The organism is Buttiauxella massiliensis (assembly GCF_902500225.1).
GTDB lineage: Bacteria > Pseudomonadota > Gammaproteobacteria > Enterobacterales > Enterobacteriaceae > Buttiauxella > Buttiauxella massiliensis.
Map to the genome: position 1 here is coordinate 1 of NZ_LR722653.1, position 13,587 is coordinate 13,587.

The 13,587-nt window shown below is 38.1% G+C and carries 12 protein-coding genes and 1 pseudogene; 4 read left to right on the forward strand and 9 right to left on the reverse strand.

The window, feature by feature from the left end; all coding sequences use genetic code 11:
• Together GC128_RS10535 and GC128_RS10540 are read right to left on the reverse strand one after the other, a co-directional pair.
• The coding region (locus GC128_RS10535; protein WP_226812084.1) for a transposase at positions 1-125 on the reverse strand (125 nt) is incomplete at its 3' end.
• A 173-nt stretch (positions 126-298) separates the two neighbouring features.
• Entirely contained in the window at positions 299-1,150 is an 852-nt protein-coding gene (locus tag GC128_RS10540) for a DUF4297 domain-containing protein (protein ID WP_151994262.1), read from the reverse strand.
• 726 nt (positions 1,151-1,876) lie between these two features.
• Between GC128_RS10540 and GC128_RS10545 the strand changes: the two genes are divergently transcribed.
• Entirely contained in the window at positions 1,877-3,460 is a 1,584-nt protein-coding gene (locus GC128_RS10545; RefSeq protein WP_151994263.1) for a competence protein CoiA family protein, read from the forward strand.
• Between the two features lie 54 nt (positions 3,461-3,514).
• Entirely contained in the window at positions 3,515-4,495 is a 981-nt protein-coding gene (locus GC128_RS10550; RefSeq protein WP_151994264.1) for a hypothetical protein, read from the forward strand.
• Positions 4,496-4,955: 460 nt separating this feature from the next.
• Here GC128_RS10550 and GC128_RS10555 read toward each other — a convergent pair whose 3' ends face one another.
• Positions 4,956-5,270, reverse strand: a complete 315-nt coding sequence (locus tag GC128_RS10555) for a conjugal transfer protein TraD (protein WP_151994265.1) — start codon at positions 5,268-5,270, stop codon at positions 4,956-4,958.
• Positions 5,271-6,087: 817 nt separating this feature from the next.
• Here GC128_RS10555 and mobQ point away from each other — a divergent pair.
• Positions 6,088-7,586 (forward strand): annotated as a pseudogene (mobQ, locus tag GC128_RS10560) (MobQ family relaxase).
• Positions 7,587-7,731: 145 nt separating this feature from the next.
• A complete protein-coding gene (locus GC128_RS10565) occupies positions 7,732-8,274 on the forward strand; it encodes a hypothetical protein (RefSeq protein ID WP_151994266.1) in 543 nt (180 codons plus the stop codon).
• 58 nt (positions 8,275-8,332) lie between these two features.
• Here GC128_RS10565 and GC128_RS10570 read toward each other — a convergent pair whose 3' ends face one another.
• The 6 genes from GC128_RS10570 to GC128_RS10595 form a co-directional block, all read right to left on the reverse strand.
• Entirely contained in the window at positions 8,333-8,608 is a 276-nt protein-coding gene (locus GC128_RS10570; protein WP_130956510.1) for a hypothetical protein, read from the reverse strand.
• Positions 8,609-8,617: 9 nt separating this feature from the next.
• The gene (locus tag GC128_RS10575) at positions 8,618-9,148 is read right to left on the reverse strand and encodes a membrane lipoprotein lipid attachment site-containing protein (protein ID WP_151994267.1); all 531 of its coding nucleotides are present in this window, start codon (positions 9,146-9,148) and stop codon (positions 8,618-8,620) included.
• Between the two features lie 454 nt (positions 9,149-9,602).
• Positions 9,603-9,848 carry a colicin E3-like toxin immunity protein gene (locus tag GC128_RS10580; protein ID WP_151994268.1) on the reverse strand — a complete coding sequence of 82 codons (246 nt, stop codon included), beginning with the start codon at positions 9,846-9,848 and terminating at the stop codon, positions 9,603-9,605.
• An 8-nt stretch (positions 9,849-9,856) separates the two neighbouring features.
• Positions 9,857-11,473, reverse strand: coding sequence for an S-type pyocin domain-containing protein (locus GC128_RS10585; protein WP_151994269.1), 1,617 nt, complete (start codon positions 11,471-11,473; stop codon positions 9,857-9,859).
• A gap of 3 nt (positions 11,474-11,476) precedes the next feature.
• Entirely contained in the window at positions 11,477-11,962 is a 486-nt protein-coding gene (locus tag GC128_RS10590; RefSeq protein WP_151994270.1) for a PAAR domain-containing protein, read from the reverse strand.
• Between the two features lie 129 nt (positions 11,963-12,091).
• Complete coding sequence (locus GC128_RS10595; protein WP_151994271.1) at positions 12,092-12,361, reverse strand: hypothetical protein; 270 nt, start codon at positions 12,359-12,361, stop codon at positions 12,092-12,094.
• Positions 12,362-13,587 lie beyond the last annotated feature (1,226 nt).

Below are 13,587 nucleotides of genomic sequence, written 5' to 3' on the forward strand. Positions count from 1 at the left end.
TCAGCGGCTTCCATCCCGCCATATTTCGCCTTCCAGTTGTAGTAGCTGGCTTCGGAAATAGCGGCCTCGCGGCACACATCTTTGACGGTTCTGCCCGCTTCGACGGATTTCAGTACGGCGATGATTTAGTGCTCGGTGAACCGGATTTTACGCATGGCGATCTCCTCGGGGACATAATCAGTATGTCGGAAGATCTCTAAAAGTGAATGGGCCATTTTGGTGGGATACTTACAGACTATTCTCATTATATTCATATCAAAAGCCGACGAATGTCCGATTCGGCGCAAGAAAAGTTGTTTTATTTTTTATTAATCTTTCGATAAGTTAAGGTGTTCCATTTCATATCATTTTTAGCTAAGTACTCAAAGTCTTTCTCAAAGTCTTCAAGTTTCGGGCTTGTTGTGTTAACGGCTATAACATCTTTTACCTTATGAGATGTGAGAGATTTATCCTCTACCATTCTCTCCCAAACAGTAAAATCATAAGTATTCTGTCCTTTGCGATGAATTTCATCGATTATTGCTCTATAAATATTAACGGCATTGCAATGACTATTTGGAAATATTTCATTTACTAATTCAGCAAATCTACCAATGACAAACTCTTCGTGGTTCTCTAATTTTATTTTTGGAACAATAAATTTTATATTTTCTGGCAAGAGAGCTATTCCAAGCTCATCCTTTAACTTTTCAGTTAATCCTGATAAGCAATCTACACTAAGATCTCCTGAAGTTATAATGTCTAATTTTAACTTCTTATCTCTTTGATCAAATGAGAAACCACTTGAGGACACAAGACCGATTTCCGTAATGCGTGCTTCATAGTCTGTACCAATACATGAGCTTAATAGCTTACCTAGAATGGAACTCTTAGGTCCCTCAGCACCTTGCTCTCGTTTAGTTAAGGCGTCAGAAGTGAAAGGTTTTCCAGTATTCTTTACTTGGAAAAATTCAAATTTTGCCGAATCTCCATACAATGAGTCTGCGATAACGACATCCTCATGATATTCGATTAATAATGCATAGTCAGAATTAGATTTATGCTTTTCAATTATTCTGCATAAAGCCCAATGATATTGAAAATCATATTTTCCGAATGTGGTTGCTCCTGAAATTTCTCTTTGAGCATGACCCAAAACATTACGTTCCATTGAAAACCCCACCCTTACTTAACAAATCACTACTAACTTTCTCACCAATCTAATTTAGGAAGGGCAAAAAGTCTATAAAATCGTGGTCTTAGCCCGTTCTGAAGTAGAGCTATCACAGCACAGAGCATTGCAGATAAACAGAACCAGCATTTTTTTAACATATGCTGCCAGCATCTCATGCTCATGTCGGTAATCGAGTGATAAAGACAATGATAATGACTATCAGGAATCAATATTGATGGTTATACGGTGGCATTGACAGGTCAACAGGTAATTCATTATGCAATATGGTTATATGAAAAGAAAAAGTCATTCAGATATGCCATAAGTAAGACGACAGAGTCCACATTACTTACACTCTTAGGCAAACATCTTGATCAGCTCCTTCTGATGTTGCAGTGGTGGATTTGTTATCTAAATAGCTGTATCTAATACCACTACACTTACGCTGACTGGCATGTAACATTTTGCGTAAAGGCATACATCGTAGACCTGATACAGCGTGGCAGACAGAGAAAACAGCACCAAAGCCTTACGCTATAAATGGATTACAATCCCGCACAGCTATTTAGGTGCCAATATTAATGACATGGTTATACTATCTCAATTTGCTCGCAGCAAATAAAGACCTGAAAGCTAAGGATTACGTTGCTTTATACAGTAGACATATTCAATACAAGGATTTAATCTAGACAAGTCAGTCATAGTAAAGAAATGGAGTTTGTAGTGATCATTGAATATGCAGTGGAAAAAGAAACAAAACAGATCATGCATATTGATGATGTTCCTAATGGAGCTAAGTGTAATTGCATATGTAAGTCATGTAATGATGAATTGATTGCTCGCAATGGTGGAAAATTAAAAAAACATCATTTCGCCCATAGAAATCTTATCGAGAATCGTGCTTGCCGAATGACACAGTTGCATTTAGCAATGCAACATTATTTTCTTAGCTTAGATGTATTAACAATACCTCAAATGACTTTTGCGTATAAGAATCATACGCTAAAAACACCACTAATAAAAACCAAAATACTAGCCGCAACCTTAGAACACAGAATCGGAAACTATGTGTCAGATGTCTGCCTTAACACAGATACTGGATTATACATCGTCGAGATCTGCGTAACACACAAATGCGAGCCTGAAAAAGTACGTTACTTTAAAAATAACAAAATAAATTCAGTAGAGTTAGTGTTCGAATACTCTGAAGATATCGAGATAGAAGAATGGCATCAACGTATTAAAAACAATCAAGTTCCCAATGAATGGTTTTATTACTCTGAGTGTATTAAAGCGATTGAATGTCATGAGTTAGCTGTCGAAAAAGAAATAAATGAAAGACGTTCAAGAAGATTAAAAAACACACTAAATTCAATCAACAAAACAATGAAAAATAAGACCATATTCCTGCCAAGTATTCATGAGAGTATAACTTATGAAGAATCTAATGAGGTTTTTACTGAAAGCTTCTGCCTGTACACAAAGAAGAATCGTTCCGTTGATAAACTATCGGTTATACAAAAAAACGATAATTATTTTATCCTACGTGGAGACACCTTGCATAAAGGGAAAGAATTTCATATATGGATAATATATTTACTAAATGAATTTGATTTGAAGCTAATGGACGATTTTGATGGAAGTGTAATTATAAGATTCTATCCTAAAGATAGTAACAATCCTCAATGGCGCTGGTTGAAATATCCATCACTTGAAAAAGAAAAAACACGAGTACGGTCTCAGTTCATTAAAACCTGTAAAGAAAATATACATATAAAATCCCTAACAATTTATATGAGCAATAGATTAAAAAATCGCTCATATGAGTATTTAAACATGACCGATGAACTATTCAATAGAGACTTCAGCACATGGAATAAATGGCTTATAAGCCATAAGTTATTTACTCCGAACATACAGAGGAAGTGGCCGAAATTACCTATAATGCTTAAAGAAATGAAAGAATCACCCAGCCTTTGGATGTTCCAGAGATGGTCAATCTTAGTAATTAGCATTATGATTAATATAATAGATAACATTTCAACTGGAAGCAGCATTACAGTTTATAACATATTTGATGAAATGAGTGACATCCTACCTCTCGATCCTGAATTTATATCTTTAGAAGCAGAAGCAATTGCCAATAAAAAAACCATTCAATTACCTCATCGCCATCTTATTTTTAGAAGGAATATAATTCTTGAGGTTCTACAACCATTAATCGAAAGAAGTATTTTGACTGTGAAAGGTGATATTGTCATTAAGGATACACCATTGCAACAATTGTTTCTACAAAGCATAGTTTAACTATCTATCGGGGAAAAAATATTTTCCAGATACCCCTATAAAAAGGACAATAAAGTGTTAAACAAAATAAAACAACATTCCATCTTGGGATTAAAAAACATAGAAAAAATCATAACTCTAATAATTTTTATGTGCACGTTTTCAGGAGCGTGGTTCCTCTTTAGCTATGCACGCACCCACGGTGTGAAGTTTATTGATCTGATACAATCAAATTTACTCATCAGTACAGGGGCATTATCTTTCTTTATAATACTTTTTATTGTTGGATGTTTTTTAATATCATTCAATTTATCGCCAGCAATTGCCCGATGCCTTTATTATGACATATTAGTTCGAGAAAAAATAAAAGGGGTAAAAAGAAGAAAATTAATATATTTATTATACTTCACATCATGTGGAGTAGCTTCTTTATTCATTTTTTACCATTTTTACTTCGGAGTTTCATTAGTTGTTATAGTTGCATTGACTTTCCATTTTTTAGCGATTAAAAAACCCTTTTATTACAAAAAAATAGCCGTCACATTAAAGTTAATTTTATATACTGCATTGTTATTAGCAATAAGTATTGCTATGTTTGGATTCCTTTCCATTACACTGAATTTTGATATAGAAACAAATTCTTCTTTTAATAGTATTATTCAAGCTCTTTCAATATTTGTTATTATCGTTACATTGGCGATTATTGGATTAGCGGACATACATCAACGTAATCGAGATCTAAAGAATAGAATATGGTGTTACGTTTTTTTCTCCTTGCTTATTGTTTTTTATATTGCAACAGCATTTTCAACAGGTGTATCAGAAAAAATAGCGAATATGATCGGGTTAGGTTACGTGAATCAATGTTATCATGAAAAGGATCTGGTTAAATACTCCATACCTGAAAGGTTAGTTATAATACAGAAAGACAAAAGCAAGATAAAGCTGTTCATTATTGCAGATGTAAACGGAAAGATATACATATCTAAAGATAAAAATCATCGTGCAGAGTTTATGTTCATTGCCAAAGAACTAAGTGAAGTAAGTTGTGATTAATTAGACAAATACACAAGTAAAAGGGCCTTACGGCCCTTTCGTTTCCCCTTGAAAGGAACTCTCCATTGGAGAGAATATACATATCCCCATATTTGGGGCAACGCAATCAGCCCATTGGGCTGTAAACTACTCCCCATACATGGGGCAATCAGACACTTCATGAAGTGAATGTTCTCAAGGAACTCTTATTAAATACGACATTAAATACTGATTGTCAAATATATTTAACTATTTTTGAAAAAACATTATCATAACAGCTAATCACGAATGACTTTAATCCGCTATGAAAAGTCTGGAGTATTAAACCGAGTTCCTGACACCTTATCCATCTTATATCTCATGTTATATTTCTGAATATCAGGGCAAAGTATATAACGACTTTTTGTTATTATGATGGAGTCACTAACTCATTTTAATCGCCACAAAAAAATTAATCTCACTTCGCTTTTATGAATATATATCATTCCTGCCTACCCACCATATCCTCAAGAAATCTTTTCCCTCGTAATTTAACTCTTGCTTTAGCATCCGCATTAATGTTCGAAGTTTGTAATAATATCCCCAATACAAACTCCTTATCGACATCTTCAACTTTACAGCCCATAGCTTTAGCAACTTCTGCACCTAAAATAATCTTCAGACGTGTCTCAGCGCTCTTAGTCAAGGATTTCTCCTTACTCTTTAGACGATTAAGACGCATCTGCGCTGATGCTATTTTTTGCTTAATTGTTTTTTCTGTTCTTGGTTTTCTGCTTTCCTTATCATCCGTACTCATAATTACTTTCCCTTTTTGTTCTTAAAAACATGAAATACAATTAAAAAAGGAAAAGGTCAAACCATAGGCATAAGATTGAATACTTTGTATTCCAGATTAAATTACGCAGCGCGAGATTATTGTTCCAGACAATCAGTAGTTGAACAGTCTTGCCTGTTAATGATGGGATTTATCCCGAAAAAATGGTGTTTTGGTTTTAAAAATGAAATATAAGTAGGCTTAAAATAAAATCATGAAACACAAACAAGTGCAACCACTAACATTGATTATCTGATACTCTCCGCGTTACTTATTTTATCAAATTAATGAAAACAATTTTATCTGTTATTTTTAAACTCGTATTTTTGAGCTTAACCTGTAATTTGTGCAACACATAAAAGCATCTGTTATTTCCTCTGTTTTATCTTGATTTATCTTTCCCGCCTAACGGCGGGAGATAAAAAGACTCTTTCTGCCCTTACGGGCGCTATCTAAAGACCAAAATCCAATATCACTATCCTACCTCAGCCGTTCATCCGATTTAGCTCTCATTAATTTCACAGCCTGTAAAACTAGCGTTATTATTAATAATATAGAGAAACTTAAAACATTGTCGTTATTTTTAGCTCCTTTAGGAGATATAAAAATAAAGCAATGCCCACCTATACACTCACTTCGTGAGCGTGTGGGGTCTACCGACGGTTGCTGCCGCAGGCTAAATACAAGGTCAACGTCAACACCAGAGTTTTTCTTACGAAAAACTAAAACCAGCTTGGTTATATTGAGGATTTACGTTTTGGTTTGATATTTAAATTTATATTGAGGTTATTTTTATTGTATGGCTATTTTTCATCTTGATTTTAAAATTGTGAAACGTTCTGAGGGTAAGTCTTCCGTTGCGAAAGCTGCCTATCACGCTCGTTGCAGAATCACAGATGAAAGAACAGGTGATACCTATGATTATAGCCGCCGTACTGATTTATGCGGGCATTTCATATTAGCACCTGTTAATGCTCCAGAACATATCGTAAAAGACTCTACAGCATTGTGGAATGAAGTAGAAAGAGTTGAGCGTCAAAATAACGGACAAACAGCTCGTTATTTCGATGTTGCTATTCCTGCCGAGTTAAACAATGATGACAAGAAAAAACTTGTTCTTGAATACTGCCAGAAAAATTTCGTTGATAAAGGCATGATTGCCGATATCGCTTTTCATGATCTTGATAGCGATAATCCTCATGCTCACGTTATGTTGACATTAAAAACCATAGGCCCGGAAGTTTTGGTAAAAAAGAAAGAAGTTGGAACGACAGAAAAATGTCTGTGCTGTGGCGTGAATCATGGTCAACTATGGCTAACAGCTATCTCGCTGCCGCTGGTTCATCAGAACGTATTGACCATCGCTCTCTCCAAGCCCAGCATGAGGAAGCATTAGAGAAAGCAGCGGTTGCTCTTGATAATGAAGAAAAAGCGCTATGGCTTGCCAAAGCCGCTGAAACAAACCGTCCTCCAATGAAGCGTATCCACAGTGCTAAATGGCGTAGTGAAACGGCTAAACAGCAAAGAGCCACAGAACAGGCTGTTCGTGATGCTGCCAAGCAAGAAGCTGTTGAAGTCTACAAAACATTCAGCGAACTTGATCTTGAAATAGTCGTTGATGTCAGAAGCTTCACCGTGGCTACTCTTGCTGAACCAGAACAAATTGTATTACCTGAAACACACTCCGCCTCTTCTACTGATGAGAATCAAAGACCTGTATTGGTAGCGCCAGATCCTCATACTCGTATGCGTGGCGTTAAATCTTACCGTGATAAAACAAAAGTCAGTAAGGTCGTTGCTGGTAAGAAACCATCAGTCAGTATTTCTGATTCTGGAACAAATACTATCCTGAAAACATCCTCCTCTCAAAACCTAAACAGGGTATCCAGAAGCGCCCCTGAACGTGTTAAGAGGAAACAGACTACTCATCAGGATAATATTTTTAAACGTTTCTCTGCCCTTCTTATTGATTTTTTCAGGGATAAATTCATATGGGCTAAAATGAACAATACTAAAGTTGATAGTATCAGTGAAGAACATGATAAACGTATTGCTGAAAACTATGTCTTTGATGAAGTATTAGGCTATCCTGTTCTACGCACTGAATATGAGAAACAAGCTAAATTTAACCACGATGACTACAAGCCAACAAAGGATGATATAAACCGTTTTCCAAGCCGACATATGAATGATAAAGCTGATGCTGATAAAAATATTGATCTCACCCAATCTATATCGTATCCCAGCAAGAACAGCACCATACAATTGAGGCCGCCGGGATATCGAAGAAACGGATGAACTCATTATATTAACTTTAACTAAAATAATACATTTATATTTTTTCCTGATACTGTTTATAAATAACTTTATTTTAGAACCACTCGAGCTTATACTAAATGTATGTCATCACTTCAATTACACCCGTAACATATCAGGATGCGTTATGAACAATACAAATATAATTTCTTTAGAGGATGTTTATGAATCAATGTTGGACTATGTTGTAGATAATAATTTCACAGGTGCCTGTCATTCAACTTCAGCAGCGATGTATATATTATTATCCGAATTGGGACTGAATCCAAAATTAAAAATTGGTGAGGTTTGTTTATACTCTAATAAAGTCTGCTTTGATCATTCATGGATAGAAATGGATAACCATATATTTGATGTTGCTATAGGTTATCCTCAGCCACCGGAATTGGGTGGGAAATATGTGTGTGGCCCTATATTTAATAGTATTGATCTTTCTACAGATCAATATTCTGATGTTTGTTTTAGATATCAAACTGCTGAAGGACTCGGTGAACCCGCTCTAAGCGTATCGAGATGGACATTACAAGAATATAACGACAGTGAGGATACTGATATTGATATTTGGGATTTCACTGTTTTAATAGGTTCAAGATGTAAATTGGATTTAAATCGTTGTTCCCTTGTGGAAAAATATGGAAGTATACGGCGTGAATTAGTTATTATTGAATAGATAATAATTTTAAACCACGTCCATGTGGACATCATGGACGTGGTTATCTATGAGGTAATCACATTCTTCTTCTGAAGACAACATTATCAGAGAAAATTGCCTTACCTGCGACAAACCCAACAGCCGCGATGATTGGTAGGCTGATAGTAGCTCCCGCCATGCCTGTAGACATTCCGATCAGTATAGACAGGCCGAAGGTCAATAATATAACCACGAAAGCATACCAGCCGGGGTAGGCTCCATATAAAACAGTTGCCATGCAGCCGGTGCAGACATGGACGCCTCTCTGACTTTCTTTCAGGCAAAACGGGCACTTGATGGTATTGTTTTCCATGATAGCTCCTTAGTTCGCTTTCCAGCCATTGCTGGTTTTAACAAGATTCATGGCACTATCAGCAGGTCCGTTCATCCCTTTCACACCAGAGAATGCGCTTTTGTCCACCCATGATGGAACATCAGTTAATTTCCACGTATATGTGACGCGAACAACTTTCTGATTACCGTTGCCCGGCTCGGTCCATTCTTTGACTTCATCAACAATACGGCGACCAACACAAACACCTTCTTTGGCATCCCAGATTTTGGCTTGTTTACCTTCATCTGTTATCCCAAGCGTATTGTTATCCCAGCCTTTAACAAAGGCCATTAAGCCCTGTTCTACGAGACCGTCGAGAATTACAGACCCTGTTCCAGTCCCTGTTTCATCAAATCGTGGTTTGGAGAGCTGGACAGGGAATGTGACGTCATTGCTTCGCAGTGAGAAACAGGTTTTTGATTGACCAATCTTCGCGTTGATCGCTTTCTCATAGTCACCTTTTTCACCACATCCCGCCAGAACCAGCGCAGCGCCTGCCATAAGTAAGATTTTTTTCATCTTAATATCCCATCAATGTTTACGAACTGACTGTTCATGGCAGGAATGAAAGCAAAAGAGACCCTATTCTTAGCCTAATCACACCCGATCCAGAAGCAGTCTGTTTAACCAATTGATAGAATTGAATTATTTTTGATGTTCGTCATATCGTTTAAATCGATCGATAAAAAACAAATGATAGTTAAAACCTATCAAAAATATGAAATCGATCGATTAAAACAATTAAATGATCGATCGATAAACCGTTTTCAATCGGCAAAAACTATCAATAATAAATTATCGATCTTTTATATCAATTGATTGATAGTGGCGGTGAGCGATGGAAAACCACAGTTGGGGTGCTTCGGCTGTATGTTCGAAGGAATAAGGAATGAAGCAGCACATAAGGAACAATGTGCTGCGACTAAACACTACCGACTGCTAAGCGCTAGAATGGAAAACGTATATTGTTTTATTAATCTCGTTTAAATACTAGCTGGTAGTCATATTTATCGAAATCAATGTGGTGTGAAAATAATGGTTGTAAATCGTTCTTCCACGAACTTAATACATCGAATCCACCGTCATATATTCTTCCATCAAATGGCAAATTAAGTTTTTTGATTAGACTCCCATCCTGACCTAAATCTGCAGAGGTCTCTTTGTTGATCAAAATCTCATCTATTTTATCAAACCATTCTAATGTTAATTTCAGTCCCATCTTTCACCTCAAAGGTATCTTTTAATATTTCGGCCTTTAACTGCAGGTTTTAACTGCTCACCTGTTTTATAATCTACAGACCCTAAATGCTCACCATCACTTGCCCTGTATTCCTCAAGCTCACCGTGCTGAGAATCCCATTCGTAAATCCTCCTACCTTTAGCATCAACCCAGCGCTCTCTAAGTCCACCGCCACCTTGTTTAGGTGTTTTTTTCTTAGCCTGTCTGAGACCTGAAATACCAATTTCACTAGTTTCCGGGGCTGGATGATAATCATGATCTTTATCAGGAATACCTGAACGTCCCTGACTAAGATATACATAAATAGGCGGAATATCCGATATTGGCAGAACAAGAATATAATCCTCAAATTTCTTTTCTTCCGGTGCCGGAGTGGTTGTAGCCTCAATACTGGTATCTTCCGGCAACGGATCAACAACTACCGGGTTCGGTATCCTTACAGGATTCTGGTTACCTGTATTTGAAGGAACATTGACACCTGAACTGTCGGGCGTCCAGATGATGGTGATACGCGGATCTTCCTCTGTGGTTAACGTATACGCTTTTCGGCTGCTGTCCCACTCCATTTTGCGCACACGCACCATATCTTTACCGGGTGGCGTATGCCAGCCATGAGGAACAGGATTACCTTTATCATCCTGTTCCCACGTATAACGCACACGGCTTGGTGCTTCACGCATCTGTTCCAGACGCATCCGGTCAATAAAGTCCTGCTCACCGTCATTGAGTCTTCCGGGCATCATTCCCATCACGACTGCAGCGATAGGAGCACCGGGGCCGCTGGCTGCGACCCTTCCGAGTCCTGTCGCCATTTCCCCAAGCTTTACCGCCCATGTGCCTGATGTAATGGCACTTCCACCTACCAACCCAAGAACACTGGCACCTTTAACCGCCGTCTGAGCATTAGCAGCACTGGCTGCAGCAGCTTTTGCGGCCTGATAATCCATTTCCTCATGATTGCCATTCCACCATTTATACAGGGCGCTTCGCTTCTTCGGCTCTGGAATATCCTCTGCTGGTTTCTTTTTCTTGGCAGTCTGGGCATGTTGGACTACATCATTATCCGATGCAGGATCGGCAGGAGAAACGGCCTGATAAAATGCCATCGCAGCAAAATTGGTATGTGGCTCCCGCTGTTTTCCGGCATCATTACAACCATCACCACGAAGGCAGGATTTGGCGAATACCCGATTGCGGTCACGTTCTTCAGCCAGCCGCTTCTCTTCAGCTTTTTTTTCGGCTTTACGAACCAGCAGCATTGCTGCATGTTTTTCCTGCGCTATCTGTTCAGGTGAGGGACCATTACCCATCCACTGACCCGCAGGAGCTATGATTTTATTCGTTCCATCAGGACAACCGCATTTCACCAACGACCTGTCTACTGCTGCCGGAATGCCACTATAGAGCGCTTTCTCTTCACCAGTAGTAATCACCCCACGCTTACCGCACTTAGGGCAGGTGGTGGTGCAATCTCCCTTACGCACTATCCCCAGACCAAAATTAGAGGTATTAACCCCTAGCGAACTGATACAACTTGCGCCAGTAGTGGTTTTATCTCCATGCAGGGCAAGTCCCCGACCATAACAGTCCTCACGATAGCCCATCGTTTACATCTCCATTGCACCCATAAAATCGTCCGGCATCGTTTCTCCTACACGGCAGCAGAAGACGGCAATATCTTGAGGCGTACTGATAATTTCATCACCATTACTCAGATAACTGCCAACCAGTGCATAACCTCTTCCATTGTTGCTGATACTGCTACCGGAACCACTGATAATACGTGCTGTTGTTCCATCAGGATAAATAACCTCATCCCCAACCAGAGCAAATTCAGCAAACTTACCACTACTGGTTATCACCTCTCCACCTGAGCTGGCAGAAGAAACTTTGCCTCCCTTGCGGGTTAAGCTTCCCACCACGGCCTGACGCCAGATCGATGTGACAGGATGCTGTCTGATGTACTCATCCTGCTCTTCGGTCAGCGCTCGCGTTTCATCATTCATTCCGGCCAGTTGTTCCACCGTAAGCGGGGATTGATCCATTGTTGCCAGCACTTCCGGGGTCAGTTCATTGTTGTATTGACGATCCATTTTCTTTTCCTTGTCATTTGTACGGATTAGTTGATGCAATACTAACCGATTTACAATTTGACTTAAAAGCGATGTTTGTCATGGAGTTACAAAAACCAACCACAAAACAACAATGATGACGTATTCAGCTTAGGGCATTAAAGAATTTATTGTCACTTTACTTATCCCGCTAAGTTCAGAAAATAACCTTCTGTAACTGTTTATCATTGGTTCTCTGTCCAAATCGCCGTCAGCTTCTGACAGGAAGTAATAACCGTAATCTTTAATGCAGATGCTTTCACCACTCTCCAGCATGAGTTTTATTCCGTCTTTATTTTCTTCCATATCGGATACGATACATGTCATGAAGAGTATTTTTTTGTTTATTTTAAAGATACTTATTATTTTTATGTTTATCATTTTTTACCTCTCTTCATTGTGTTTGTTATATATTTAAATACCACTTCCCATTAAAAAATCAAATTTAATTCACCTTGCATAACAGGGTTGATATTTATTTATCATTATTTTTGAAAAGATATTTATCTTATGAGCTGCAGCTCATGGCTTCGCCCTTTATCTGCATCCCACCCATGCAGCTAACATTTTCACCCGATCATATCGTTCTGCATTTGACCTATAGCATTTACTCTTAAATGTATAGAAAACCTATATTAACCGTAGCAGCACTTCGTGATTGTTAAAAAACAATCACTCTGCTGAACAGGGCTTGCTCCTGTAAGAGATGGATTTATCCATAAATAATTGCGGCGTAGCCGCCAGTAAGGGAGAAGGCATGTTAATTACAGAACTCCACGCTGGTGAGGTTTTACGTTGTGATTTATCCACATCCATTTTGAAAACATCTCTTATCCGATGAGCTGTCGCTCATGGCTTCGCCCTTTTCCTGTTTCAATGCAGAATTCTCCCTCGTACATATAGCATTTGCTCTTAAACACATAGTAAAACTATATTACCAATGGCAGCACTTCGTGATTGTTTTGGACAATCACACTGCTGAAACAGGGCTTGCCCTGTTAATGATGGATTTATCCATAAAAGATCTCGGCGACAGCCGCCAGTAAAAAAGGAGTAAACTTAATCATACAATTAAAATCTATACATTTAACCTTCCTGTTAATCAAAAACACTATTTTAAAATATTTTTATCCCGTGAGGTTTCGCATATGGCTTCGCCTTTTCTCTGCAATATTATTATTGCCGCAAAATTCCGATCCCGATTATTCATTTGAGACTAATTTTCCTGTCAAATAGGAAAACCAAGCGATCAGCAGCGCTTCGTGATTGTATAAGACAATCACATCGCTGAAAATAAGTAGCAAGAAAAACCTGTATCCCTGCGTAAAACGTTCCCAGAATAATATTAAAGGAAAACCTAACTCTCTTAACTTCTTACTAATTATTTAATTATAAGCACCTTCTCAGCCCAATGAAATCGGGGCTTCACAACTTTTTTTGCTATGTTCGAACATAGCAAAGTCCTACGTGCGCACATAGATCGTACCTATGTTCGAACATAGCTTGATCTATGTCTGAACATAGTTTTTTTAACATTTCTTGACATATTATATTATTTTAAAAATACATCTCCTATTTTATTTATAGGTTATCTATTGACTTTCATT

Coding starts and splice junctions, on each gene's coding strand:
- GC128_RS10590 (WP_151994270.1), bottom strand. CDS start 11,962: ATGGATCGTCAATACAACAATGAACTGACCCCGGAAGTGCTGGCAACA.
- GC128_RS10580 (WP_151994268.1), bottom strand. CDS start 9,848: ATGGGACTGAAATTAACATTAGAATGGTTTGATAAAATAGATGAGATT.
- GC128_RS10540 (WP_151994262.1), bottom strand. CDS start 1,150: ATGGAACGTAATGTTTTGGGTCATGCTCAAAGAGAAATTTCAGGAGCA.
- GC128_RS10565 (WP_151994266.1), top strand. CDS start 7,732: ATGAACAATACAAATATAATTTCTTTAGAGGATGTTTATGAATCAATG.
- GC128_RS10585 (WP_151994269.1), bottom strand. CDS start 11,473: ATGGGCTATCGTGAGGACTGTTATGGTCGGGGACTTGCCCTGCATGGA.
- GC128_RS10575 (WP_151994267.1), bottom strand. CDS start 9,148: ATGAAAAAAATCTTACTTATGGCAGGCGCTGCGCTGGTTCTGGCGGGA.
- GC128_RS10595 (WP_151994271.1), bottom strand. CDS start 12,361: ATGATAAACATAAAAATAATAAGTATCTTTAAAATAAACAAAAAAATA.
- GC128_RS10570 (WP_130956510.1), bottom strand. CDS start 8,608: ATGGAAAACAATACCATCAAGTGCCCGTTTTGCCTGAAAGAAAGTCAG.
- GC128_RS10555 (WP_151994265.1), bottom strand. CDS start 5,270: ATGAGTACGGATGATAAGGAAAGCAGAAAACCAAGAACAGAAAAAACA.